Below are 25,485 nucleotides of genomic sequence, written 5' to 3' on the forward strand. Positions count from 1 at the left end.
GCCGGTCAGACCGCGACCGCCGGACGCGAGGGTCCATGGAACACCTGTTCCGCGTGCCAGGAGCGGTGGATCGCGGCGAGTTCCGGCGTTCCGGGCTGCGGGCCGAGCAGCGGGCGTCCGGCCAGCGCGACGACCTGTTCCCTGGCCGCCGCGCTGTGCCCGACGAAGCGCTGCGCCACCATGACGCGGAACTCCTCGTCCACGCCCAGGACACCCTTGTCGAAGAGCTTGTGATGCAGCGAACACAGGCAGAGCGCGTTCTCCACCTCGTCCGGGCCGCCGAGCGCCCACCAGTGCACGTGCGCGGCCTCCAGCCCGACGGGAATCGCGCCGATCCGTCCGTCGTAGCCGCAGAACGCGCACCGGTACTCGTAGGCGGTGAGTACCTCTTCACGCAGCATCTGGCTCCGCCGGCGACCTCCCGGGACCAGCGGCTGCGTCTCGGCGTACTCGAGTTCCAGCCCGGCGGCCTCGCACAACTCCGAATGCAGCGAGGGCGGGAAGTGCAGGTCGAGCAGCGTACGGGCCATCCGCCCGAGCAGCGCGGGGTCGCGCCGCAGCGCCGCCCGGAGGTCGGGAGCGAGCCGGCCGGCCGCCCCGGACGCCCGCAGGTCGCGTACGCCGCTCCCCGGACTCCCCGCCCCGCGACTCGTACGCACCTCCCACACCCCGTCGTTCACCAGGTGGTGGAACGGGTACGCGGGGGTCGACCGGTTCCCCGGTCCGTACTCGGCGAGCAGCCGCTTGAGGTCCTCCTCGACCGCGCTGTACGCCAACTCCTGATCCGCGTCCTGCTGGTAGCGCCCCAGCGCATACAGCAGCAACAGCGGCTTGTGCGGAGCCCGGACCCCCTTGCTCGTCCACTGCCTCAACGTCGCGGCCCGTTCCAGCCAGTCCATGCGCAGGATCATAGGAGCGTCGGTCGTGCCCGGAACGACAAAGAAGCCCCGCAGTCGAGGTGATCGACTTCGGGGCCAAACCGCGGGTGAGCGGGGGTACTTCGGCTGTGCAGCTGGTGGCCAGGGGCGGGGTCGAACCGCCGACCTTCCGATTTTCAGTCGAGCATGATCGCTCCGCCCTGGTCCTCCCTCATGATCTGGCGTCCTACTTTGTCCAGATCACAACCCATTCTCGGCCCCGCAAGTGCTCCCCCGTACGCCCCCGTTGCCCCCCGTCCGGGCACACCAGGGGCACACCTTGCATGGCCTCAGCCAGGCGCTGAAACCTTCTCAAGCTTCGTCATCTGCGCGCGGGGCCAGATGACGCGTCACCCCTTCACAAGCACACGCCTGAAGCACAGATCCCCGGTGCTGGTGTCCGGATCCCCGCAGCCAGGGGTTCTACGCTGCTCAGCTGGCCCCGCAGCAGAACCCCGAAGGGAACTCAGGAATGACGACCGCCACGCCGCGTACTGACGCAGTCCCCGCCAAGACGGCAGCTCCACGTCAACAGAAACTGTTGTCCCCACCGATGTGGAGGCACGGGAGACTGCACACCGCGAGCCAGCGCAAAATCACCAGGCGAGGTCACCAGCGTTGAGGATCTCGCTGACCAGATTCTTGTCGGCGTTAGTCGGTTCAGTCAGCGCCTCCATGACGAGGCCACTCACCAGCTCGGTTAGATCTCGCCCTCCGCTCGCGTTCAGCTCCCCCTGGAGATAGCTCAGCCCGGTGTTGGCGTACTCCTCGAAGATCTTGATCCGATCGTCCAGCCGATCGTCACTCAAGATTTCAGGGTCGTCGGGCGAGTCCGAGGCTGCCAGCAAAGCCAGGAGCACGTCGCCGAACTTCCGGTTCTCCACCCGCGAAAGGTTGATGCGTTCCTCGGTCTTCTCGAACGGTGTGCGCTGTCCTCGCTGCATGCCCAGCATTGCGGCGAACATCATCGCCTCATACATATGCGCGAAGGGGCCGTCCTTCGCAGCCAGTGCGGCGAGGAGGTCCTCGTGTGCAGCAGGACGCCGGAATCGCTCGTCTGCCATCAGACCGTCACTTCTTCCAAGATCGTGTGCTCGGAGTCACCGCGAATCACGAGCGCCACCCCTCGGCCATTGATTGCGATCGTCGGCTCTTTCGCATCTGCCTTCGATGTAATCGAACGAAGGACATAGGTCCGACTTGCGGCCGACTGCAGGTGCCGCATCACCTGGCTGCTCGCCTGTGAGTCGGAGAGCAGAGTGACAATTTGGCTCGTCAGCCGGGGCAGTGCCTCAGCGACCTCGTCCTGGTAGGTAGTTCCCAGGGAACCAAACGGCGAGTCAGCAACCAAAGGGTAGATTCCGCCCTCGTCGAGGGAGTCTGAGCTCTTGTTCTGCTTACGGTCATGGATCTCGTGCGCCATGTCGGACACTGCCCCAACGAACGACAGGCCCAAGATCTGGTTCTCGCCCGTGCTGCGGATCGCGGATTTTCCTTGCGAATCGGCGCGCAGCTCGACCTCGAATGACGGCGTCAGTTCCGGCGTGAAGGGCTTAATGCAAATCCGAGAAAAGATGCCCTTGACCTTGGCATCCAGTTGGCGCCGCACTTCCTCGGTCTTGAGCTCCAAGATGTCTCGCAGCGCCTCGTGAACCTCGTCGACGAGCGCCACCTGGCGTTGCACGCGGCGCGCCTCATCGTGCTGCACCTTGGCGGAGCGGAATTTCCTCCGCACCGCCGTAATCTCCTCGTCCAACCGTGACAGTTCCTCGCCAGCGCGGCGCCACTGGTCGTGGGTCTCGAAGCGCTTTTCCTCGTACTCTTTGCGGCGATCCTCCAACCGCTGTACATCCGCCAGGTCGACGCCCTTCAACTGGCGGTCGATGTCGCTGCGTTCGGCGTCGATTCGGCCGATCCTGGCCTCGAGGTCTTGGAGGTCCTTCGCAATACTGCGCAGCTCCTCTTTGAGCTCCTCACGAGCCTCGCGCATCCGCACCGCGTTGCCTGCTAGGTTCATCCAACGCGCTTGAACATCGACGAGACCAGCAGTGTAGCGACGCTCGGCGAGCGCTGTGTGTTCCGGCGAACCTGGAGGAACCGGGGTGCCACACATACACACGCCCTCTTCGAGCAGACCGTCGATAAAGTCCCGCTGGATGCCGGCAGGCAGTTGGTGCCGCTGCCGCAGCCCGTCGGCCAGGTCCAGCACCTGCTGGTCGATACCGCCGGTAAAGGCAATGAACCCTTTCTCTGCCAGAACCTTGCGTTTCCGCTCGCGTACCTCCTGTCGGCGGTCGTTCTCACTGACCAGGTCCTGAGCCAGCTTGACGCGACGCTTCTGCAGAGGTGCAACGGCTTGGTTTTCCAGGAGCGCCTTCCCTGCGGCTTCAGCCTCCTGTTGATAGCTGGAAATGTCCGCGGAAAGCTTGAGCTCCAGCTCCCGCACCGCCGCCTTGCGCTGCTCTAGCGCCGCTTCTTCGTCCGCAAGCGCTTGCAGCCTACTGTCGCCGAGACTCCGGGCCTCCTTGTTCAGCAGTCGCAGGGCAGCGGGGAGGTGGGTCTCTATAGCGCGCTCCATGACCTCAAGGCCCATGAGGGTCTTGATGGCGTTCTTCACCTCCCCGGTTCCGTCGCCGGTGAACATGCGCTCCATACGCTCGCCGTTGAAAAAGAAAAACTTACGCAGGCCCTCGGGGAGGATCTTCTCTATCCGGTCCTGGCCATTGTCGATCTCGATGCTCTCGCCCAGTCGGGTTTCGGTCACCTTGACCGGCCAGAACTGCTGCAAATTCTGTTGCTGAGTGACCTTTTGCAGCATCGCTTCGCGACGCACCACGAAGAGCGCACCATCGTGCTCGAACTCCAGCTTCACGAAGGCACCAACCTCGGTGTGGAGGGGAGCGGCTTCCCAGACCGGGTCGTGGATGATTCTTTCTGGGGACTCCACGTCCTTGGTGAAAGTGCCATACAAGGCCCAGGTAAATGCGTTGAGCAATGTGGTCTTACCCGCGCCGTTGGTGCCCAGAACGAGGATCACTGGGTGATCCTCTGTAACTTCCAGGTTCATGACGTAACGCCCGCGAAAACAGCGGAAGTTCTCCAGGGTTAGCTTGAGGAGCTTCACCTCGCAAGCTCCTTCGCTGCCTCGACGATCTTGCTGGGGAGCAGGCTCGGGTTCTTCACATGCAGATGCTCGCGTTCAAGCTGAAGAACACGCTGGGTAAGCTCTCGGGCTTGGGGTGACAGCCGATCCAGGATGTCCTTGGTGCTGACTTCCAGCTTGCTGCTCATCACTCTCCATGGGCTAGGTTTTCAGTGGTCATGTATCAAGCAAGCCGAACCGCAATCGCAGGGGTCGAAGGGTGTCCAAGGTCTCCGCCTCGTTGTCGGCAAAACGAGCAAACTCCGAGACGCGGGTGAGTTCACGCGCAACCATGCGGCGCTCGGTCTCGCGGTTGAGATTGGTGACGGACTCCGGCGGAATCACGATGAAGTCCACAATGTCTGCATGAGTCTTGCCCGGTGCTCGACGTAGCACGCGCCCACGACGTTGGACAAACTGTCGGGGGTTGGATGAGCTGGCAAGCAGATACGCAGTGCGCGCCGCAGGTACGTCCACTCCTTCGTCGAGGCACCGCATCGACGCGATCACTTGGATTTCGTTTCCGGATTCGAAGCGTCGCAACACGTTGCGACGCTGCTTACGAGACGTCTCTGACGTGTACGCGGCCGTGGGCATCCGTAGGTCTTGACCAACCAGCTTCATCGCCTGCTGCAGCTGCGAACTCCCGTGTGTGGGTCCGTGTGGGTCCGCAGCCAGGGGGTGTCGGCCTTCCGCGCAGTACAGCAGCTGGAACCAGTCGTCCTTGCGTTGGGACACCTCTTCACGCAACGCCGACAGTTTGCCGCGCGCATGCCCAAGGATGCTGGCGCGCTTGCGCAGGAGCTTGCCCAACGGGCCATCGGCGTCTGCGTCGTCAGTGAACTCCCTTGCTGCGAATGCCTTTGCGATCGCCTCTGTAACTCTCCCGTACAGCTCGATTTCGTCGTCATCCAGCGCAATCAGGATCGGCGTGTAGGTGTAGCGGCAGAGAGCGCCGACCTTGATGGCACCTCCGATATCCATGTCAAAGACGACGTCACCAAAATACCGCTGAAGAGCAGCTGTTCCCTCGTCGTCGAACCAGCGCTCCGGCGTTGCGGAGAGTCCGAGTCGGAAGCTGGCGGCCTCCGGCAGCAGGTTGCTCAGCTGCCGCGCCCCCAGGTTGTGCACCTCGTCCGCGATCACCAACAGATGGCTGCGGTGCCTCTTCAAAAGTCCTTGAAAGCGGTCTTTGCTGAACGTCGCGTTTGTGGTCACGATGACCCCGTTTGACGTCGTCTCAAGGGCTAGTGCTTCGATGAGATATGTTGCCCGGGGGTACCAAGAGTTCGTCGACTCGTAGGCCCTAATCGGGACGAGTCCAAAACGCTCGACATCCTCCGCCCACTGGTCCACAAGGTGCTGAAGCGGGACCACGATGACAGTAAGCATTGGCCGCGCGCCGGCTTGGCTTCGCAGCCGCTTGGACAACTGGGCTGCAGCAGCGAGCGCCGCGATGGTCTTACCCGTCCCCGTTGCCATGCGCAGAATTCCGCGGCAGCTGTTATTGAACCAAGCTTGAACTGCGTGTTTCTGGTAGTCGCGGATGTTCAGCTCACCTGGGATGGCAAGGAGTCCGTCAGTCTCTGGAGGGGGCAAGTCGACCAACGTGCCACGGTCGGTGAGTTTGACCGAATCATCAGCTCCCTCGGCCTTATTGCCGTACTGGTCGAGGAACGGCTTGGCTACTTCTGTGAACGAGAAGACTCTCAGATACTCAGTTCGGTCGAACCACAGGTCTTCAAAGTCCAGCCCTATGCGTGCGGCGCGATCGCCGTCGCCAGGATGCCAACTACGAAAGACCTCGATCGACTCGAAGTTTCCAACCAATCCAGGCAGGGTCTCGTTTGCGCTGCCTTTGAAGGCCACAATGTCCTGGTTGTCGCGGAAGATGCCGATCTTCTCGTGGTAGATGCCCACACGATTTTCTGCGCAAATGTAGGCAAGCTTCATGTCGAGGCGCCCATCCGCCACGAGCATGCCGAGCTTTCCGAGGCCCGTGGCTGCCAGCGCATCGACGCTGGCCTCTTCAAGGTCACGAAGTGCGGCCCGCTCCAGGACTCCACGAAGTGCGTAGCCAGCCTGGATCTGGGCAACGTCTTCCGGCCGCAGCTGAGGAGACGCAACGATCCGTACATAGCCGCCGCGTGTAGCAAAGTCGTCCAGGCCCTGCCCGAGGACCGCGAGCACGGACGCGCTGAAGTAGCCGACCGCCCGGTCGTAGCGGCTCGAAGCGGTAAGGGCCGGAAGATAGAAGTCCTTGACAAGATCCGCACGATCGCTGCGGTAGTCGTCCCGGAAGGATATAGCGCGCAGAGCTTGGGATTGGCCAGTCACAACATTCCCATGAGGTCGATGAGCTCATCATTCGTTGGCGGTCCGCTGGGCGCTTGACCGAACGTCGGCGACACGTTCGACGCTGCGTCTTCAGGGCTCTGGAATGCCTCAGGGACGGAAAATTTCGCCACGGATGCGCCAACGCGATGGACGATACCCTTGGAAACGCAGAAGGGAGCCGTCGACGCAACCTGGCGCACCGTGGAGACCTTGACCGAAAAGTCCCGTGTTAGGTTGGCCTCCAACTGCGGCAGGGAAATTGCTCCCCCGGCCTGGTCGACCTCGTCAGCCACCAGCTCTTTGACGGTGGTGTAGCGCCGCAGGCCCCACTCCGTAAGAGCCCAAGCGTCCAGGTCACTGCGCATGAAACGGGAATCCGAACCTAGACGGCCTTTGAGCGAGCGCACATCGACATCGCCGCCGATCCCGTCGGCTATGAGCTGAGATGCCAGCGGGTGGCCAGCATCCTTCAGGCATTCGATGGCCCGGGTCACAAGCGTCTGCGGAAGCGAACGCGACAAAGGCGCCGACGGAACCTCGAATAGGCAGTCCGCGTCTGAGGAAGCCACGGTGACCTGCGCACCAACCAGGATCCAGCCTCCCGAATCTGCCATGGCGACTGACCGATTATTCAGCAACGCTTCACGGATGCGGGCCAGCTCGGGGTGACTAGGCAGGAGGCTTCGAATCTGAGATGGGGTCAACGGATCTGTCGCCGAACTCAGCACATCTAGCACCTGTACTGCAAGCGGTCGTTCCGAGCGAACAGCCGTCACCTCCAATGGAAGTGTCCATCCGGCTGTGCCTGCAGTCGCGTTCATGATTCGACGTGCGATAGCCTGAAGCGGTTGCGGCAACGAATCAGGGTCCCGAAGCAACGATCCGAGGCTCCGATTGGGAGCGCGCGCCGTGGCGTAGGCGGCCAGGTGCTCCAACGCACTCGCGAGATCGCGTGGGCCCAGGGTTTGTTGGCCTTGCTGCCTATCTGCAACCGTTGCCGTATGAGCATCTGGGTGCACGCCGTGGGGCATGCCGCGCCCAGTTCCAGGCGGCTCGTGTTGCGAAGAACTCATGTGCTTCCCCCCGGGCGCACTCACTTCCTCAACCGCTCCTTTAGAAATGCCGCGACCGCCGCCGGACCCGCGCCGTCGAACGTGGTCTCGCGTTGGATGAATACCAGAGACACCCTGCATGACTTCCGGTGCAAAGTCGACGGCGTGTTCTGGAACGTGACCGCCGTCGCCCGCACGCATAATCTCGCCATCACCAGATGACCAACGCGACCGCGGGTAAAAGCCATTACGTGAACGCAACTGTTTTCCTCCGCGCGCCGGCGTCGCCTCTGAGGCCAGGGGATAGATCGCAATCCAAGGGAAATTCGAAGTGGCGACGCCTGCACCACCGCGCCCCACGCCGACTCGCCTGGTTATCCTCCTCTCAAGCGATCACAATATTCCCGAGTTTCCTCCGCCGCAGATAGATACCTACAATCGAAATACTTTACACGCGTTTTCGAGGATCTGAGATTCCCGCTGCTTGTACGCCTCGACATCCCATCCGACGAGACTCGACAATTCACTCGTCATGCGAATGCGACTTGACGCATAATAGGCCGCCTGTTTGTCGGCAAAGGATTTATTCCCAGCGCTCGAATTATCCTCGGGCCCAAAGAAGGTAAGATTCCCCAGGTGGTGACGCACCTGATTGAGATTGATATCTCGATCCCCCGGCAAGGGGTTCTGGGGATAGATATGCTCCAATGTAACCCGCGCGAGATCGAATACCATTGTCATATCGGGCTTAGGATTCCCGACCGCGCCCGCAGCCAGCCACCCAGAGTGCTCTTCTAGGGTAGTTAGCAGTTCACGAATATTTCCACGCTGCGCACCCCCATGGTCATATCGCAGACGGTTGGCGAGGCTATTCTTGAACTGATCGTCGGGCGCAGACTTGTCGATAAGATTCCTTAGGCCGGAGCGGAGGCTCCCCCAGTCGACAGAGCCGACATTCTGTCGAATTCGCTTCGCCTCTGCATAATAGAGTTTTCCGGGAGCCGTAGCATGCCCTCCACAAACATTCTTATAGCGAAAGGCAAAAATCTCAAGCATATATACGAGATCTGCGAACTTCTTCTCATCGACGCTATTTGCAGCCGAGAGAAGCAGTGGGAGCGCAAGGTCATGCTTCAGGGTTTGCACCAACCGCCGCAGCCTGTCCCGCTGCCACGCAGTCGACGCGGGAGCCTGGCCAGGATCCACCTCAGTGTCATATGGCCATGCTCCTTGACTCAACAACAAAAAAGTATCTTTCTCGTTGTTAAATTTGCGCACACTTTCGACGATCACGTCGGCAGCAGTTTCAGAACTTACTGCTCCGCTCGGAAAATACTCCTCGCGAAGCTTCTTGAACATTGGGATGCTCGTCCGGATGCCCGTGGTAGACGGGTAGTAGGCGCGAAAGAACTCGCTTACATCCTTCGATGGTGCGGACAGGATCTCGTCCCAAAGCTTCGCAACCTTGTCTTGCTTTTCTGGGAACGATTGCACAGTCTCAAGTGTGTAGCTTCGAAGAAGGTCAGCATCCTCCAAGGATCTCCCGCGGTCGTTCAGCACGCTGAAGAGTTGGTACGCACGCTCGCGATCATGCGAGACGATCTGAATCACGTGAGATTGGCTAATGACCGCAGTTCGGAGTCGATCCAACTCTGCAACGCATTCCTGATACGTCTTATCGTCACTTATCGCAGGAATGATCAACGCCGACCGGATCTGCGCTTCTGCAGCGGCAAGAAGCTCGTGACTTTCTCGTACGGGTGTGCCGGGCTTCCCAGAAATGAGGTCTTCGAAGAAGTCGCTGTCCGCCAGCGAAAGTTGAAGCCTAGGCAGTGTTTCAGTGCGACCAGCGCTCACATTAGCGTTGCGCCACTTTAGGAACCTATCGTGCGTGTCTTCCGCAAGAGTCTTAGCGGATGCTGCCGCGCTTTCATCCCCGTCCGATTCCGCACGTTTCTCAATATTACGGGCTGCTCGGTGAATTTGGGCCAGGGCCATAACCACCGTCGCAAGCCGCTGCTGACCGTCCACAATTTCATACTCATGCGGCCGAGCCTTCGTGTGGTCAGTGTGCTCAATACACACTAGCCCCCCGAAGAAGTGGCTGCTTTCCTGAGGATCTCCCGCAACAAGATCTTTAATGTCGTCTGTAAAAGCTGCGACCTGCGCCTCCCAAGCGTATGACCGCTGGTATCTCGGCACAAAGAATGGGTGGTGATCTTGGAGAAGATTACCCACCGCAACGCTGCGGGGTGTGACAGATTCGGCCCCGAAAGGCATGGGCGGCTCCACTCGACAAGCTTGCGCTCAGTGCCCCAACCATGCCATAGGTTCTGCCGCTCCATAGGCGCAACTCACAACGCCGCGTCAAAGGCGCTGGAGTGCAGGTATCAAAAGCCCTATGAAATTCTGACCAAGTACCAAAAAAGTTCAGGAAGTGGATTTTTGCCGCAGATAGATATAAAGATTACATACTGGACTAATCATCTAATGACTCAATATCATGAAGTTTTATGCGTACGTAACCCACCGAACACACACCCTGCTCCGCGCCATTACACGTGCAACGACCCCATGTATGCCTTCTCGGGCCTGTGATGTCGTGATCGATCGTCTGGTCAGAGGGAGGTCTTCGAGCCAGATCATCGAGGCGCAATCTTCAGGACCCGCGAAGTAGCTCTCGGGCATCCTGTCGAAGCGAGTGCCGATGCCGCGCCAGTCGCCCGGTTGCTCAAGCGTTCATGAAACACCGTCGAACGGCGGACCGCCTGGACCAGCAGAGACCCGCCCGCCTGCGACACCACCGCCGCCGAGCCTGAGTCCACGCGGACGTGCGGGTACAGCCCGGTTCGCTTCTTCACCCGGTAAGTGCTTCTTCCTCGCGACGAACAGGGCCTTCGACAAGCCCTATCGTTGCAGGTCAGAAGCACTTTCCTTTTTCCCGGCCCCTCGGACAGCCCACCAGGTCAGAGCCCGAGGTTAGCTTGCGACCGAACCGATCAGTCCCTCGATCGTCGTCATCTCCTTGTTTGCGCCGAGGTACCCGATGCCCCGAGCCAGGTGGATCGTGAGCGTCTTGGAGACGTTCTCGTCCGTCGGCTTCAGACCGTCGGTGACGCAGCGTTGCTTGAGGAGGGCCAGGTAGAGGTCGCCGTGCTGGCCGGCGAAGGTCTTCCAAGACATCTCGACGTTGGAGTCGGTGACGACATCCTTGACCAGGGGGGTGGAAGCGTCTGCCAGGGAGAGGGCAAGGGCCCAGCGGCACAGGACGTTCCACTGAGTGATGCCTGTGGTGCGCTTCAGTCGGACCAACCGGTCCTTGCTCGGCGTGGCGAGGCGGATGTTCTCAAGCGACATTCTGTGCTCCTGCGTTCCACCAGTAGCCCTCGACGACGCTGGTGGTGAAGTTCGAGTCGTCGTGGATCAGGGTGTAGGTGCGAGCCACAGACTTCTTGAGGCGGCCAAGCAGGTACTCGTCGATCTCCTCATCGGTGGAGAGCAGCAGAACCTGGTCGCTGGCGTACGGGAAGTAGCGGTCGACAAGGTGCTCGCGGTGGCGACTGTCGAGACGGCCGAGAGGGGTGTCAATGACGCTGGGCAGGCGGTTCCCTGCGACCTTCATCAACCCCCAGAGAAGGGAAACCGCCAGAATCTGTCGCTCGCCAGCGCTGAGGCGGCCTGGGTCGATCGGTTCGCCGTGGGAGTCGGACAGGGCGATTGTGAACTTGTCGGTGTCGATGCGCAGGTCCTGGACCAGGCCCTGCTTCCGCATGAGCTCCTTGAAGCTCTGCAGCACCGCAACTTCGAGGCGGCTGATGTGACGTTGGAGCAGTACTTCTCCGAATCGTTCCAGCGTGCCGCGGGCCTTCTCCGAGTACCGGATGAGGCGATCGACTTCTTCGGCTTTGACTTTGGTCCGCACGAAGTTGTTATGGGCCCGCTCGAGAGCAGCGGTGACGTACTCGCGTCGCCGCTTCAGCTCGGTGACCCGCTGCTCGTCTCTGGTGACCTCTGCCTGTACACGAGAGAACTCCCGGAGCTGCTCCTCGCGCGCCATCTGGAGGGCTTTCACCGTGCTCTGCTCTGGGACACCCGCCAACTGCCGGTCAAGTTGGTCTACTTCCTCAGCAGCAGATGCGGTCAGGGTTAGGAGCTCGATTGCTCGGCCCTTGTCACGCACGAGAACTTCATCCAACACGGAGAGCTGTGTCAAGGCGTCATAGGGAAGCTCGAGATCCACCTTCAGGGTGGTCGACGTTGAGCGTTTCGCCCGGTCTTCCTCAAGGTTCATCATGACCTCGGCCTTGGCGTCCTCGGGTAGGAACTCGAGCAGCCATTTATCACGCTCCACCAGGACATCGAGGACTTGACCAGCCTCCGCAGCCGCTTTCTCGTGTTTGGCCTGCTTGCGCACATCCTTCAGTTGCGGGCCCAGCATCAGCAGGGGCAGAGGCCCAGCGGCGATCTGGACCAGAGCAGAACGGAATTCGCCAAGTCGCTCGGTGGCCCGCTTACGCTCCTCCTCAAGCTCTACGCGACGCTCGAAGAGGCTGCCTCCTGCGTTCTTGAACTCTTGCTCCAGGGAATCAAGTTTACGCCTGGCCTTAACCATTTCGGACTCTCGCTGAGCCAAGTCCTGACAGGCCATTTCCAGTTGCGCCTGTACAGACTTCAGTTCCTTTTCCTGCGCATGGATGCTGTCCATCAGGTGCTGTTCTTCGTCGGACAGCTTCTGGCGACGTTGCAGAGCAAGGAGATCGGTACGGAGCCGGTGGACGGCACTCACACCGAGTAGCGAGTGAACAGCAGACTCGATGACCGAGGCGGCACGCTCTGGGTCTGCGAGTGACTCGATCTTTTCGCCATCGAAAAACAACAGCGAGGCGATCTCGAGGGGCAGGAGGTCCTCAACGTGATCTGCCCAGCCCTCGCTGAGCAGCCGGTTGAACTTGGTGTCGGGCTCGGTGCAAGAGCCGGCAGTTCCTTGGTCGTTGTAGTCCTCATCTACGAAGACGTTGAGGTACTCCTTCAGGGACTTCCCGCTGGTGTGCCAGCTGCGGATGACCTTGTAGTAGTGCTCCTTGCCGTCCACCGTGACGGTGAACTCCAAAGTGACCGACGAGCCGCGGGTGGTGTCGTGCTGGCGATTGATGCTCTCCCGGAGGAAGGTGTCGTACGCCTTGTCGCCCCGTCCGCTGCATCTGGCCCGAGGACCATACAGAGCCAGCTGGATGGCGTCGAGCAGAGTCGTCTTGCCGCAACCGTTGAGACCGCCGATCAGGATAATCGGCATATTCTTCTTCACGGTGAGGTCAAGCGACTGCTTACCCCGATAGGCCCCGAACTCTTCGAGGGTGAGGTTACGCAGGAGCATCGATGTCGGCCGCTTCGTCGAGAGTCGGGTTGGTTGCTACGTCTACGTCTTCGCGCCACTTCTTCTTGCGCTGGGCGAAGGCGAATGCGTCATCGCGATCTTCGTAGAAGCCCTTCTGTACGGCTTTTTCGAGTGCCTGGAAGAGGCCGGAACGCCTAGACATGGTGCGATACTTACGCTCCACGGAGAGCAACTCGCGAACCATGTCGTAGTGCAGCTCGTCGCCGTCGCAGATCTCCTTGAGGAGGTCCATCTCATCAGCGCCCATGACGAGCTGCTCATCGAGCGGACCGCCGGGGAAGTCCTCACCCGTGGTCTGCTTGTAGATCCTTGGTACGGAGTCCTCTACCTCGTGCTTGTCGAAGACCCAGATGCGCCGGATCTCGTGAAGCTCATCGAGTGTGACCAGCTCGATGTTGCTGACATGTTCCGGAGCGTTGGCCCGGATCCAGGTCTGCGCGGTCAGCAGCTCCGTGAGCCATTCCTCCCGGTACTTCTGGAGGTATGGGCCATGGACGATAACGTTCTCGCCGTCGCTGCGACGCTCAAAGATCTTCACTTGGCCGTTCATACGGCGGAAGTCACGAGCGGGTTTGTCCGGTCGAGGGTGAGGGAGCTTCTTCCCCGGCTGATAGTCAGGGTCTTCCTTGTCTTCTACGAACCCGAAGGGGGAGTCGAGCTTGTCCCGCAGCTCCAGGAGCGGGGTCATCCACTCCTTCTCTTCGTCATTCCGGATCATCGCCGTCATGGACTTGTCTTGCTCAACCAGAGTGCATGTCCAGCAGCCGAAGCGGCTTGAACCGCAGGACGGGGTGGTGGAGTCGACGACGAGCGGGCACTCGCCATCCTCAGAGGCACCCTGGTACATGCTGAGCAGGTCGTGATTGTTGTAGCCCCAAGGGTTAGGCTTCTGCATCAGGAATTCCCACACATCGTCATTGGTCCAGTCTTCGACCGGGCTGTAGACCAGCGAGTTGGGGAGATTCGCGTTGGGGGATAGACGGTCACGTACGCGCCGCTTCTCGTGCTTCTCCATAGCGCGGGCGCGTACCTGGCTCTCGGTCTTGCGGATGCCGAGGACCATGATGGCCTCGCCGTGGGCAGCCACGACATTACGAATGAACGAGTTCGACGGCTTGATCTTCAGACGCTCGGTGCACCAGCGGAACTTCGGGCGGGGCGCCGGATAGCCGCGGCCGATGAGATTGACCCAGAAAGTGTCCTTGACCTCGGGGGTCAAGCGGTGCGGCTTGATGGGTAGGCCCTGTGCGGTGGCTGCCTTTTCCATCGCCTCTAGTGATGTGGTGACCCAAGCGGCCACCACAGGGTTCTCGACCAGGGTGTCCGTGCTGATGACGTGAACCGTCTTGGTGAGCTGCTCGGTCGGCATCTCCTTGAGGGCCGTCCAGACCAGTTGGAGGACGGCCGTAGAGTCCTTGCCACCGCTGTAGCCGATGACCCAGGGAACTTCGTCCGCGGTGTACAGTTCGCGGATCTCATCAGCCAGCTCGGTTTCGACCTCGTGGAGCGAGCGTCCGTCGAACGCCAGTCGCCGGATAGAGGGAATACCAAGAGGCAGAGGGGTGGTCATGCTTCGCCTCGCAGGTAAGCGTCTTCCACCCGCTGTTCCTCGGGGCTGAGCTCGAGGCCAAGGTGGTTACGCAGGTAGGTCACGGTCAGGGTCACGTTCTGGTGGCTCTTGGACACGCGACCACCGACGATGGCGCGTCCTTCCCAGTGGGTATTCGACCGGGTCCAGTCCACGTTCTTGAGGGGGGTGAGCCGCTTCTGCCACGTAGAACGTGCAGTGGACTCCCGGAACAGGGAGTTGCCAATGCGCCCGAGGGCATGGAGGGCGATGCCGTGGCTGTGGATGAAATCGCGGCGCATCTCTTTGGCGGAGAGATCCCGACTGCGGACCATCGCCCACTCCGGGACGGTTTCATCAATCGTTTCCCAGTATGACTGGGCGAGATCTGTAGCAGCCTCCGGCTTGAGATCGAGTCCCTGGAGGAGAGCCTGGGTGCCGTAATAAAGGGCGCTCAGGGTAAACATCATTCGGGAGCGGGCGGAGAGGTTGCTCTTCTCCATCTCGACGTAGCCCTTGAAGACGCGTGATCGTCCAGCCATGACACGGACCACCTGTGAAGAGAGGTCCCGGTGGTCATAGAGGACGCCAATGGAGCGTGCCGGGCGGACCGCGTGCCGATTGAGGTCAGCGAACATCTGCTGCGACCGAGCCAGACCATCGTCATGGAAGAAGACAACGGCAATTGTCTCCTCGCCGAGATCGGGGTTCTCGTTGAGCGCGAGCTCGATAGCGGCGCGGCGGTGCTGCCCGTCATTGATCAAGAACCGAGAGTCCATGGGAATGCGGAGCTGGCCGGTGCGGAAGCCAGAGCCATCGGTGCTGTGGCTCTCGAAGTTCATGTCGCCGTCGACGGAGGCGGTGAGAGCACTGAAGACGTAGTCGCCCGGATTGTCCAGTATGTACTTAGACAGGGCGGGGAGGCGACCCTTGTTGAGGACGCGCTGAGCTCTTAGCTCAGGGGGGAGTTCGTCCTCGTCGAAGATGAAGATCTTGGGGATCAGGCGCAGAGGGCACATCGAAACGTAAAACTCTCGACCTGCCTGAATCCCCCGGATCGCAGGGAAAATGTACTCGAACCCCGTAGACGTACGTGGGGAGACGACTCGGGTTGCAGGTGCCACAGCTTCGTTCTCCACTTCTGCAACTTTAACGTACTGACGGTGACTGCTGTCCCTCAGTCGACGTACCAACGTGTCCTCCGATGTGTGCAGGTCACCGTGGAGGTCATACACGTGATCCGGCGAGGCGCGTGTGCCCGTCTGTGTCTTGCCACCCGTGGAACAACGGGCTCCATGGCTGGTGTTGGCGTACGCAACATGTCTTGCTGTGCGTTAACGCCATGGGCATGTACGTTAACTGATTGACGTACACGGGTGGTAGGCAAACGCGCTAAGAAGTAGGTGGCTGTTGTGGTGGCGTATCTGGATGTGGCGGCGACGACGCGGGTCGACCCACGGGTCGCTGACGTGGTTCTCCACTGGATGACCGAAGATTTCGGGAACGCTGGCAGCCGCACTCACGGGTACGGGACCCGTGCCAGGAAGGCGGTCCAGGAAGCGCGGGCGTTCCTGGCGAGAACAGTCGGAGCCAAGCCGGAAGAGGTCATCTTCACCAGCGGAGCGACCGAGTCCAACAACATCGCCCTCCTGGGGATGGCGCCGTACGGCGAGAAACACCAGCGGCGGCACATCATCACCTCTGCCATCGAGCACAAGGCGGTCATCGAGCCCCTCCTGCACCTGCGGAGCAAAGGCTTCGAGGTCGACTTCCTCGAACCGGGTCCGTCGGGACGGATCACCACGGAGTCCGTGCTCGAGAAGCTGCGCCCGGACACTCTCCTGGTCTCCCTCATGCACGTCAACAACGAGACCGGCGTGATCCAGCCCGTCGCCGAGCTTGCCGAGAAGCTGCAGAAGACGCCGACCTACTTCCACGTCGATGCTGCGCAGGGGTACGGGAAGGTTCCGGAGGACCTCAAGGCGCCCATCGACATGATCAGTATCAGTGGCCACAAGGTTGGCGCTCCGAAGGGAGTGGGGGCGCTTGTCACTCGCCGCCGGGGATGGGACAAGGCTCCGCTGGAGCCGATCATGTTCGGCGGCGGGCAGGAGAGAAAGCTCCGACCTGGGACGCTCCCCGTGCCGCTGATCATGGGGCTCTACGAGGCAGCCAAGATCTTTCAAGAGGGGCGGGGGCGCTGGGAACGTGAGGCTCTCGCAATGCGGGAGCGCTTGCTCACTGCGCTTGGTAGGACACGCTTCCGCATCAACGGGGACGCGGATCATTCGGTGCCGCACATCCTGAACGTGACCTTCGACGGTTTGAACGCCGAAGCGCTGATTGTCAGAGTCAAGGATCAGGTCGCGGTCGCTACTGGGTCGGCATGCACTAGCGCTTCCTACACGCCGAGCCACGTCTTGATGGCCATGGGGCTACCGGAAGAGGTGGCCACCAATGGGCTGCGTTTCTCCTGGTTCCCCAGCCAGGTCGCGGACTTCGACCCGGAGGAGTTCGCGGCGACGGTCGTACGGATGCAGCCCGACGCCTCGTGAGCGGCGCCGGGCCATAAGGAATCAGTCGGTTGCGCGGCGGACCAGCCGGTGACCACGCAGCTCGCGTCCGCAGCGGATCAGCTCGGCTTCCCACCCGTTCTCGGTACCGATGATGTGCGGGTGCTCGTACAAGCCTGCCTGGAGCTCTGCCCGTGTCAGACGCTCATACTTCGGCACGTCCGGGTCGTCCGATGCCAGGAACTCGTGCTTCCGGTGGAGCAGCGGGCGGTTGGCTGAGCTGGCGTACGAGACATACGAGGTCTCCAGGGATCTCAGGTCTACGAGGTACGAGGACGAGATTCTCGGGTGGGGGTCGGCGTCGAACTCTGGGTAGTCGAGCCAGCTCACTGCGCGTCCCTGGTGCTTCAACTTGGCGATGGTCCATTCCTGAGGCCGGCCAGCGGCAATCGATGCGCAGTGCTCGTACAAGCGGAGGACGATCGGCATCTGGTCGATCGCGCGCTGGTGGACATAGAGAGCGGTCGGGGTGAGCTTGCCAACGGCGGATGCGTGCATTGCGCCGCGGATGTAGGTGTCGTCCCTGAGCTTGAGAAGGAGGCGGTCGGAGCGCTGGCACGCCTCCTTGTACGAGGAGAAAAAGGAACGGACGTCGAGCTGGACGCTGAAGGGCAGAGTGCTGAAGCGGCCACGGCCGTTGAAGACCTCGACAGCCAGGAACAGCAGCGTGTTCAGCGTGGTGCGTTTGCGGCCGTCGGTGACCTTGTTGGCGTCGGAAGAGTCGCGGATAAGGCGCCGAAGCTGACCGGGCTTTAGGTGCGCGAGCTGTTCAGCCATGGGGCGTGGCATCTCTTCGACACGGGGCGGGCGACCGCGACGCTCGACGTAGTCCACAAGCGAAGCGATGGCTGAAGTGGTGTCCTCGGAGGCTAGCCACTCGGCATCGGGGACGATGCGATGTGCGAGGTAGCCGAGGCGCGCGGCGTCGTCCTTGAACGCGTAGACAATGCCCGGTGCGGCGGAGACGCAGCGAGTGTGGGTGACTTCCTCGACGTACTTTCGTAGCTCGCTAGAGCCGAAGAGATGCTGGAAGGTCTTGCGGCCGGTGAGTAGCCCGTCTCCGAATTCTTGGCCTCGGACTTTGGACTTCTCCCAAGTCAGGCGCGCGGAGACGATCAATACGGTGGTAGCGAGTTCCCAGGCTTGCTTCAGGGTCTGGCGGCGCTCGGCTGCATCCTCAATCACGTTTAGGACGTACGTGAGCAGCACGACGTCTGAAGGAGCGAGGGGAGCCTCGGGGCTGTAATACGGGTCCCAGCCGGTGATGCGGCAGTCGAACCGTTCCAGGGATCTGACGTCACCACCGCGCCCACAGCCGTAGTCAAGGACTGTGCGGTCGGGCGTGAGCTGACGATCGGTAAGAGCTTGGCGGGCTGGCACCGACAGCGTACTGCGGCCGATCGCGGTGCGGCGGCGGTCGCTGTTCCAGGACTGCTGCACGTCGTCCTCGCTGGTCGAGGAAGGGGACGGCGGCAGCATAGTCAGCGCGAGATGGTCATGGGGTGACGAAGTTGATTCAGCAGCGTGTGCGTGTAGAAGTGATCCGGGTTCGAGGACTTCAGCTACGCATGCGCACCGGCTGAGGTGGCGGGGCACACCCGACGAGATCTTGGCCTCCGGCGACGACGCGCTCGAGGAACGGCCCCGTTGGTGTCGCCTGCCCGTCCCCGAGCCGCGGCTCGGGGGTGGAGGCGGCCTCGTCGGCGTTCGTGAATCTCGGAACGGCCGACCGCGCGCGTCCGTGCTCCCCAATGTCCTGCTGCTTGGCGTTCATGTGGACGGCCCCGCCGGCGTCCAGGAGGTAGGCGTCCGCGGGGGCTTGATGGGCGATGTCCAAAAAGGTGGCGCGCCGCCGCCGGATTGGCCGTCAGGCCATAGCCCGAGCCGGTTGAGATGCGTAGCGACGCATACTGCGCAAAGTACCGTTCGGTCACAGGTTCTCGTACCTACCGTCTTCGCCATTCAGGTCGTAGAGCGAAGCACGCCATTCGAGGTCGGCGTCGTAGCCAAGCCGCTCCGCGACGACGGACCGTACCGCTTCGCGGAGCAGATGCCACGCCTGCGAGCTGGCCCCGGGCAAGGCTGCGGCGATGGTCGCGGACAGGTGCAGGGCACCGTGAAGAGATTCGGCTACGGGGCCAGAGTCATCGCGAACGGGTAGGCGGAGATCGTCGACAGCGCGATCTCGCGCGTGTTCTCGACCACACCGCGATTGAGCAGTACGACCGAGAAACACCACGTGCTCGACAGAATCCAGCCGGGTCGTCGACCGGCGCTGAGACGCCGGTGGTGTAGGCGGAGGCAGTGGAAAGTGCTCGGCTCCAGTGATGTATCTGGTAGACGTGGTCGCGAAGCGCGACAAGGGATGGGGGTCCTTCGGATGCAATTGACGTCGATCGACGGAGTGCGGCTTGAGGCCGCTTTCCATCCGGCGCGGAGCCGGGGGAAGCGCGGCGCGGTCATCCAAGTGCACGGCATCAACGCGGACATGGCTGAGGGCGGGATGTACGTGCATCTCGCGGACCGCCTCGCCGACGCGGACTTCAACGTCTTGCGGTTTTCGTTCCGCGGCCACGGCGGAAGCGGCGGGACGCAACGCGGCGCCACGATCGCTGGCGAGATGCTCGACTTCCAGGCTGCGGTCGAGTACGTGGCCGAGCAGTTCCCCGGTCAGTTGTCGGTGGTGGCGTCGAGCTTCGGGGCCGTGGCCGCCTCCCTGTCCCTGCCGTGGCTGGGGGAACGGCTTGACCGGCTGGTGCTGTGGAATCCGGTGCTGGACCTGCGGCGTACCTTCATCGAACCGGAACTTCCCTGGGGCAAAGAGAACTTCAACGTCGATCGGCAGAAGATGCTGTCGGCTCAGGGGTTCCTGTTGCTGGACGGTGAGTTCGAGGTCGGCCGAGTGATGTTCGAGGAGTTCAACCACTACCGACCGATGAGCTACCTACTCGCCAGCGAGGTACCCGCGTTGGTAGTGCACGGCGACCGGGACAGCGCTGTCTCGTACGAGATCGCCCGGGAGGCCGCTGCTGCCAAACGCAATACCGAGTTCCATACGGTGCTCGGTTCCGACCACGGGTTCGATACACGGGAGAGGGAGGACGAAGCAATCGAGGTGACGACAACGTGGCTCGCCCACGGCGCGGAGGGGGGGTGAACATCGCTTCCCTGTACGCGCCGGTTCACGTCGATGGCAGCAGCGTGATCGGCGAGTTCTGCGTTTTGGGGTACCCGAAAGAGGCTCGGCTGAGGGCCGAGCAGCGGAAGCCCGGCTCGGAAACGGCCGGCGACAGCGTTGCGATCGGGCCGACCTGCCTTGTGGCCAACCACGTCGTAATCCATGAGGGCGTCCGGATCGCCTCCGAGTGCGTGATCGAGGACCGGGTGCGTATCGGGTACAACACGAGCATCGGCGAGCGCACGCGCATCGTCTATGGGGCGTACGTATGCGACCGCGTCGTCATCGGCGCGGACGCGTGCGTCGCCGGGTTCGTTTGCGACGGGACGGTGATCGGGGACCGGGCCACGGTGATGGGCGAGTTGGTACACGAGTACACCCGCCCGCACGAGGACTGGTGGGAGGTCGATGAGGCGCCGCCCATCATCGAGGCCGACTCCGTGGTCGGCTATGGAGCACGAATCGTCGGCGGGGTACGGATCGGTCCGCGAAGCTACGTCGCCGCTGGTGCTGTTGTCACGAAGGATGTTCCGCCGGGGTATGTCGTGACGGGGGTGAACGTCCTCACCCCGACCGAGCGGTGGTCAGGGCGAAGGTTGCAAAGCCTGATCCATCACTGGGAGTTGCTCTCGAAGGCGGGTTTGCGCTGAGGCGCGGCGCTGTGGGTGATCTGTTCGCCACAGCGAATCGGTGCCGCGCGATTGAATGCCGTCGACTGTGGGGCGGCTACGACGGCACGAAGTCCGAGTCCTCGGTGTCGCTGCCGGCCTCGCCTTTCGGGCGCTGGCGGACCAGTGGTGGGTCGAAGGCGAGGGCGGCGAGTTGACGGGGGAATCGGGCGCGGAGGTCCGCGCGGGGATGGTCGATGTAGAGGGTCGCCAGGAACTCGTCGACGGGCACGATGGCGTTCTCCAAGTGGGCGGCGAGGAGAACTTCGATCGCGGGTCTGGTCAGCAGGTAGCCGAAGGTGCAGTGGCTGTAGGCCGGCGAGACGAATCCCTCCAGCACAGGCTGGTCGTGCTCGGCTTCCAACGGGAACCGTCCCAGGTACAGCAGATCGAACTGGTGGCGCCCCATTAGCCGGTCCAGCCCAGCGAGCAGGTCGTCGAGGAAGGTGGCGGGGAGGATGGCGTCGTCTTCGAGGATGACGACATACGGCTCGTCGCCGGTTTGTGCGGCGTGGCGCCAGCAGGCCAGGTGGGCGAGGGTGCAGCCGATCTCGCCGTACTTCAGGGGCCTGCTCCACCAGGGGTTGTCGGACTCGGTCTTCCAGGGGAAGAGCTTGTAGCCGGCGGCTTCGAGGTGGTCCCTGGTGAGGTCGTGTCCGTCAAAGGGGCCGGTCCAGTCCGAGGTGAAGGCAACCGGAAGTTCGGGTGGGAGGCTGCGGGTGATCCACGCGCGCCGGTCGGGCCGCCTGGGCAGGTTGATCACGTACGCGCGGACATCAAGGGACGTGATCAAGGTGTCAGGTGCCTTTCCAGGTCCGGTTGTTGGGGTAGCGGTCGGAGTTGTCGACGACCGTGGTGAAGGGCTCGTTGTTGCGGCGTGCGAGCAGCAGTAGCGGGGGGACGATCGTCAGGTCGGCCACGTCGGTAATGCCGCCCATGCGTCGGGCTTCGGTGACCAGGACGAAGTCGTCATCACCGACGAGTTCGGTGATGTGGCGGGCGCTGCGTGCACCGCGTTCGGCTTCGAGTAGGCAGCGAGCCGCGCCGAGGACACCCAGGGTCAGGCACCCGCCGAGCAGGAATACGGTGGTGCCGCCGGCAAGGGTGAGTCGCGTGAAAACGGCGAGATCCTCCAGCAGTTCGTGGCGTTCGGTCCAGCGCGGCCCGAGGACAAGGCCGTCCAGCAGAGGCACGACCAACGGGTCGTCTTCGCCGAGCGGGTGGGGAGCGAAGTAGTACGGCAGTTGTGGGAGAAACTCCCAGTATTTGGCGTTCCACGGAGGGCCGCCGACGACGACCAAGACGTCCGCGTGGGTGTCGAAGTACTCCGACGGGGCGAAGTCGCGAATGGTCGTCGTGAGGGCCAGTTGCGCGAGTCGGCTGCGCAGGTAGATGAGTGTGTCCAGATCCGCGAACTTCGCGTAGCGCAGGTAGTTGCGGTCGGACGGAGCGGCGTACTCGGGGCGTTCCGATTCCGGGATCTCGGAGCAAACTATGTCCACGCTCGAGCCGTCGGACAGCCGCCAGAATGCCCACAGTTCATCCCACCACGGCGCCGGAACCGTAGGTCGCCCCCGAACGGCGGGCGACACGTTCGTCGGGAACGTGCTTTTGGGCGTGTGGGGCTCTGTGTCTGCCAAAACTATGTAGGCGAGGGTGTCCAGCGCTCTGTCGGAGCGTCGGCGAACGGTTTTGGCCGCGCACTTTTGCAGACGCGCCAACGACTCCTGCCGTTCGGTGAGCGTCGGATACCGGTGCTCGGGGGCCAGGTTCAAGTCGACTTCGATCGACAAGCGCTCAGCGTCGGCAAGACCGTGTATCGCCCGCCGGAGCACGGCTACGAGGTGCGTGACTTCCTCCACAGGGCCCTTGTCGTCGGCTTGTCCGCCGGCGAGGTGGGCCCGCACCGGATGGGTCAGGGCGGTGAGGACGGCGGTTGGGCGTGCGAGAGCGTGACCTTGGCGCAATCGCTTCAGACAGCCTTTGACCTCGGCAACGGACAGCGCAGGACTGGACACCACGATGTCCAGCCTATGTCCAGCAGTTCGGCCGGTGACCACTATCAGGGCTCGTGACTGGCCTAGGCGATCACGCGCGCAAGCATCAGGCTCATCGAGATGACCACTGAGTCGGCCGTCCCTTCCCGACAGTTGAGCCGACCCGAGACCTCTGCGCGCCTGAGAAGGCCCGCCTTGAGCGGGCAGGCTCGCGCACCCCGATGGCACGGAGGCTTGATGCCGCACACCCTGAACGCATCCGAACATGCCGGCGACCCCGCGACATCGTTTCGTCCCGGTGGACGCCTTCTTCCAGCGCAGCGGAACGTAAAGCCGTCCGTCGCCCACCTTTTCGCCGATGACACCACCCACTCGTTGGAAGCCCTGGGCCAAGCCCATCAAGCGCTGTGCGCTGTCCCTCCCGGTCCGTCCGGGCACGGCATGCTCCTGCACACCTGTCAGCGCATCGAGTGGTATACCGCCGGCGATTCATCCGCATCCATCCGGATGCTGGAGAGCCGTCCCCGTATCTGGGGACGTCATCGGGCGCTCATCCGGCTGGCGCAGATCGCTGCTGGTACTCGGTCCCTTGTCCTCGGGGAGAGGTTCATCCACCGGCAGGTCGTGGACGCGGTCGGACGCCTGACGTCCGATCACCCGCTGTTCCAACTCACCACGAGCGCGCTGCGCTTGGCGGAGCAGGCTCGTGAAGAGTTCGATCTGCGCGCCGAAGTGGACTACAGCGATCTGCCGACGCTCCTGCTCACGCCGCGCGGCGACGCGCGGCAACTGCTGGTGATCGGCGGCGGAATGCTCGCTCGTGCGGTCGCTTCCGCACCACCGGCCGGGTACGAGCGAGTGGTCATGCTGACGCGGGGCCCGCGCAAGCTACGCCGCCTGGTCGAAGGGCTCGGAAACGTCACGGTGGTCCGTGCTCCGAGTCTGGAGACGGCATTGGCCGATCGACCGTACGACACCGTCATCGCGACGACGAACCTGCACCCGGAGTATCGGCGCCGGGTGGCCGATGCCGCGAGCTCCCCGCGGTGCGGCGGCGTGGTCGACCTGTGCTGCGCACCGGCCCTCGATCAGCGCCCCAAGCGCTACCACCACCTCTACGACCCCGAGGTGCTGCACACGTTGGCCGCAGCCAACCGCGACCTGGCCGAACGGGCGGCACACGCTCGGCAATGGATCACTCAGCACGCGGAGGTGCCCACGTGACACACCGAACAACCGACGTCCTCGTGATCGGAGCGGGCCCGGCCGGCCTGATGGCCGCGGACCGGCTCGCCCGGCACGGCGTAGACGTCATCCTTGTCGATGCCGGCCGCCATCACACCAACCGGATTTGCCCCGTTGACCGACTGCGCTCCTGTCACGGCTGCCGAGGCGTGTGCAACGTAATCTCAGGGTTCGGGGGCTCCATCCATTACGGAGACGGCGTCAAGCTCTCGAAGTTCCCCAGCGGCCGACGTCTGGCCGAACTTTTGGGCCCCGAGCGCGCTGACGCGCTCAGCGACGAGGCCCTGGCTTACCTGTGCGGGTCCGCGCTGCCTGACTTCCGGGGTGCTTCGCCCGGTGCGACACCCTTCGCGGTGAAGGACTATCCCGTCGCCTCGCTCTCCTCCGCCCAAGTCCGCCGCGTCATCGACGAGTTGTACGAACGCCTCACCACGAGCGGCAACATCAGGGTGCGTATGGCCACGGAGGTGGTTTCCCTACGGCCGCACGCGCACCGGGGGTTCACCGCCAGACTCCGGTCCCCTGAGGGCGACGAGCAGATCACCGCCCAGCGGATCGTGGCCGCGGTCGGCCGCCGCGGACAGCGATGGTGGGCGAGGCAGATCCGCGCACTCGAACTTGAGTTCGCCGCTCCCATACCGTCCGTCGGCGTACGGTTCGAAGCGCCCACCCCTCTGTTGTCCGCCGGCGCCGCCATCCACGACGACTTCAAGACCACACTCGTCCGCCATGGCGTGAAGGTGAAGACCTTCTGCTTCTGCGCTGGACCGGGCGGTGGGCGCATCAAGTTCACCGACTACGGCGGTCACACCCTGCTGGACGGACACGTGATACCTGAAGCGGGAGCCTCCGCCCTTGGGAACTTCGCCCTGCTCGCCCAGCTGCGCGACGACGTCGGCCGGCCCCGCGACGCCGCCTGGGTGGACGGCCACCTCCTCGCCCCCTACCGGGCCCTGCGTTCCGACAGGCCAGGCAAACCGGTGCTCCAGTGGTACCCGGACTTCCGGCACCGGCGGCTTACCTGCGCCGACCTGGCCGAGTTCACCCGACGTGCCGGCCACGCCCCCTCCCTCCACGACTACCAGGTGGCCGACCTGGCCGGCATCCTCCCCGCCGACGTGCACGCGGCGCTGTGCACGGTCTTCGAAGAGCTGATCGCCGCCTTCACGGGCCGGCCGCTCGCCGATCGGGAAGCCCAGCAGGTCGCCGTCATCGGTCTGGAACTGGAGAACCTCTGGGACGAACTCGCCCTGACCGACGGCATGGAGACTTCTCTGCCCGGCCTGTACGCCGCTGGCGACTGCACCGGTCTGGCCCAGGGCATCCTGCAGGCCGCGGTCGCCGGCCTCGCCGCGGCGGACCGTGTCCTGGCGTCCCATGCGCCGGTCCTTACGAACCACGGGACGGTGTGACC

The 25,485-nt window shown here is 62.8% G+C and carries 21 protein-coding genes and 1 tRNA gene; 6 read left to right on the plus strand and 16 right to left on the minus strand.

The genetic code is table 11. The features are described from left to right. Positions 1-5: 5 nt before the first annotated feature. The 7 genes from ACWD12_RS13540 to ACWD12_RS13570 all read right to left on the minus strand — a co-directional run bounded on the left by ACWD12_RS13540 (position 6) and on the right by ACWD12_RS13570 (position 7,124). Positions 6-899 carry a phosphorothioated DNA-binding restriction endonuclease gene (locus ACWD12_RS13540; RefSeq protein WP_450099682.1) on the minus strand — a complete coding sequence of 298 codons (894 nt, stop codon included), beginning with the start codon at positions 897-899 and terminating at the stop codon, positions 6-8. Positions 900-1,013: 114 nt separating this feature from the next. Beyond that, positions 1,014-1,084, minus strand: a tRNA-Ser gene (locus ACWD12_RS13545). A gap of 429 nt (positions 1,085-1,513) precedes the next feature. Continuing rightward, the gene (locus ACWD12_RS13550) at positions 1,514-1,981 is read right to left on the minus strand and encodes a DNA phosphorothioation-associated protein 4 (protein WP_450099683.1); all 468 of its coding nucleotides are present in this window, start codon (positions 1,979-1,981) and stop codon (positions 1,514-1,516) included. Continuing rightward, positions 1,981-4,041 carry an AAA family ATPase gene (locus tag ACWD12_RS13555; protein WP_450099684.1) on the minus strand — a complete coding sequence of 687 codons (2,061 nt, stop codon included), beginning with the start codon at positions 4,039-4,041 and terminating at the stop codon, positions 1,981-1,983. Before ACWD12_RS13555 ends, ACWD12_RS13550 begins: the two co-directional genes overlap by 1 nt. Further along, positions 4,038-4,208 carry a hypothetical protein gene (locus ACWD12_RS13560; RefSeq protein ID WP_450099685.1) on the minus strand — a complete coding sequence of 57 codons (171 nt, stop codon included), beginning with the start codon at positions 4,206-4,208 and terminating at the stop codon, positions 4,038-4,040. Before ACWD12_RS13560 ends, ACWD12_RS13555 begins: the two co-directional genes overlap by 4 nt. A 28-nt stretch (positions 4,209-4,236) precedes the next feature. Further along, a complete protein-coding gene (locus tag ACWD12_RS13565) occupies positions 4,237-6,396 on the minus strand; it encodes a DEAD/DEAH box helicase family protein (protein WP_450099686.1) in 2,160 nt (719 codons plus the stop codon). After that, entirely contained in the window at positions 6,393-7,124 is a 732-nt protein-coding gene (locus tag ACWD12_RS13570) for a hypothetical protein (RefSeq protein WP_450099687.1), read from the minus strand. The genes ACWD12_RS13565 and ACWD12_RS13570 overlap by 4 nt, the downstream gene beginning before the upstream one ends. Before the next feature lie 273 nt (positions 7,125-7,397). On the opposite strand from ACWD12_RS13570, the gene ACWD12_RS13575 reads away from it, so the two are divergent. Next, complete coding sequence (locus ACWD12_RS13575; protein WP_450099688.1) at positions 7,398-7,670, plus strand: hypothetical protein; 273 nt, start codon at positions 7,398-7,400, stop codon at positions 7,668-7,670. Positions 7,671-7,880: 210 nt separating this feature from the next. Here the strand turns inward: ACWD12_RS13575 and ACWD12_RS13580 are convergent, their stop codons facing one another. The 5 genes from ACWD12_RS13580 to dndB form a co-directional block, all read right to left on the minus strand. Then, positions 7,881-9,740 (minus strand): DUF262 domain-containing protein, encoded by a 1,860-nt coding sequence (locus ACWD12_RS13580; RefSeq protein ID WP_450099689.1) that lies wholly within the window; start codon positions 9,738-9,740, stop codon positions 7,881-7,883. A 687-nt stretch (positions 9,741-10,427) separates the two neighbouring features. Then, positions 10,428-10,805: a DNA sulfur modification protein DndE gene (gene dndE, locus ACWD12_RS13585; protein ID WP_450099690.1), complete on the minus strand. Its 378-nt coding sequence runs from the start codon at positions 10,803-10,805 to the stop codon at positions 10,428-10,430. Next, the gene (dndD, locus tag ACWD12_RS13590) at positions 10,795-12,822 is read right to left on the minus strand and encodes a DNA sulfur modification protein DndD (protein ID WP_450099691.1); all 2,028 of its coding nucleotides are present in this window, start codon (positions 12,820-12,822) and stop codon (positions 10,795-10,797) included. The genes dndE and dndD overlap by 11 nt, the downstream gene beginning before the upstream one ends. Next, on the minus strand, positions 12,809-14,413 hold the full coding sequence (dndC, locus tag ACWD12_RS13595; RefSeq protein ID WP_450099692.1) for a DNA phosphorothioation system sulfurtransferase DndC: 1,605 nt from the start codon (positions 14,411-14,413) through the stop codon (positions 12,809-12,811). The genes dndD and dndC overlap by 14 nt, the downstream gene beginning before the upstream one ends. Further along, the gene (dndB, locus tag ACWD12_RS13600) at positions 14,410-15,549 is read right to left on the minus strand and encodes a DNA sulfur modification protein DndB (RefSeq protein ID WP_450099693.1); all 1,140 of its coding nucleotides are present in this window, start codon (positions 15,547-15,549) and stop codon (positions 14,410-14,412) included. The genes dndC and dndB overlap by 4 nt, the downstream gene beginning before the upstream one ends. A gap of 264 nt (positions 15,550-15,813) precedes the next feature. On the opposite strand from dndB, the gene dndA reads away from it, so the two are divergent. Then, complete coding sequence (dndA, locus tag ACWD12_RS13605) at positions 15,814-16,965, plus strand: cysteine desulfurase DndA (protein WP_450099694.1); 1,152 nt, start codon at positions 15,814-15,816, stop codon at positions 16,963-16,965. Positions 16,966-16,986: 21 nt separating this feature from the next. Here the strand turns inward: dndA and ACWD12_RS13610 are convergent, their stop codons facing one another. After that, positions 16,987-18,462 (minus strand): DNA phosphorothioation-associated putative methyltransferase, encoded by a 1,476-nt coding sequence (locus ACWD12_RS13610; RefSeq protein WP_450099695.1) that lies wholly within the window; start codon positions 18,460-18,462, stop codon positions 16,987-16,989. 451 nt (positions 18,463-18,913) lie between these two features. Further along, positions 18,914-19,063: a hypothetical protein gene (locus ACWD12_RS13615; protein ID WP_450099696.1), complete on the minus strand. Its 150-nt coding sequence runs from the start codon at positions 19,061-19,063 to the stop codon at positions 18,914-18,916. 306 nt (positions 19,064-19,369) lie between these two features. Here ACWD12_RS13615 and ACWD12_RS13620 point away from each other — a divergent pair, with 306 nt between their 5' ends. Both ACWD12_RS13620 and ACWD12_RS13625 read left to right on the plus strand, forming a co-directional pair. After that, positions 19,370-20,140, plus strand: coding sequence for an alpha/beta hydrolase (locus ACWD12_RS13620; RefSeq protein ID WP_450099697.1), 771 nt, complete (start codon positions 19,370-19,372; stop codon positions 20,138-20,140). Further along, positions 20,137-20,811, plus strand: coding sequence for a hypothetical protein (locus tag ACWD12_RS13625; protein ID WP_450099698.1), 675 nt, complete (start codon positions 20,137-20,139; stop codon positions 20,809-20,811). The genes ACWD12_RS13620 and ACWD12_RS13625 overlap by 4 nt, the downstream gene beginning before the upstream one ends. 76 nt (positions 20,812-20,887) lie before the next feature. On the opposite strand, the gene ACWD12_RS13630 is transcribed toward ACWD12_RS13625, so the two are convergent. Both ACWD12_RS13630 and ACWD12_RS13635 read right to left on the minus strand, forming a co-directional pair. Then, positions 20,888-21,622: a glycosyltransferase family 25 protein gene (locus tag ACWD12_RS13630; protein WP_450099699.1), complete on the minus strand. Its 735-nt coding sequence runs from the start codon at positions 21,620-21,622 to the stop codon at positions 20,888-20,890. Between the two features lie 4 nt (positions 21,623-21,626). Then, the gene (locus ACWD12_RS13635) at positions 21,627-22,889 is read right to left on the minus strand and encodes a hypothetical protein (RefSeq protein ID WP_450099700.1); all 1,263 of its coding nucleotides are present in this window, start codon (positions 22,887-22,889) and stop codon (positions 21,627-21,629) included. A 174-nt stretch (positions 22,890-23,063) separates the two neighbouring features. Here ACWD12_RS13635 and ACWD12_RS13640 point away from each other — a divergent pair, with 174 nt between their 5' ends. Together ACWD12_RS13640 and ACWD12_RS13645 are read left to right on the plus strand one after the other, a co-directional pair. Continuing rightward, on the plus strand, positions 23,064-24,050 hold the full coding sequence (locus tag ACWD12_RS13640; protein WP_450099701.1) for a hypothetical protein: 987 nt from the start codon (positions 23,064-23,066) through the stop codon (positions 24,048-24,050). A 374-nt stretch (positions 24,051-24,424) separates the two neighbouring features. Further along, positions 24,425-25,483: a hypothetical protein gene (locus ACWD12_RS13645; RefSeq protein WP_450099899.1), complete on the plus strand. Its 1,059-nt coding sequence runs from the start codon at positions 24,425-24,427 to the stop codon at positions 25,481-25,483. The last annotated feature ends 2 nt before the right edge of the window (positions 25,484-25,485 follow it).

Source organism: Streptodolium elevatio, from assembly GCF_053592165.1.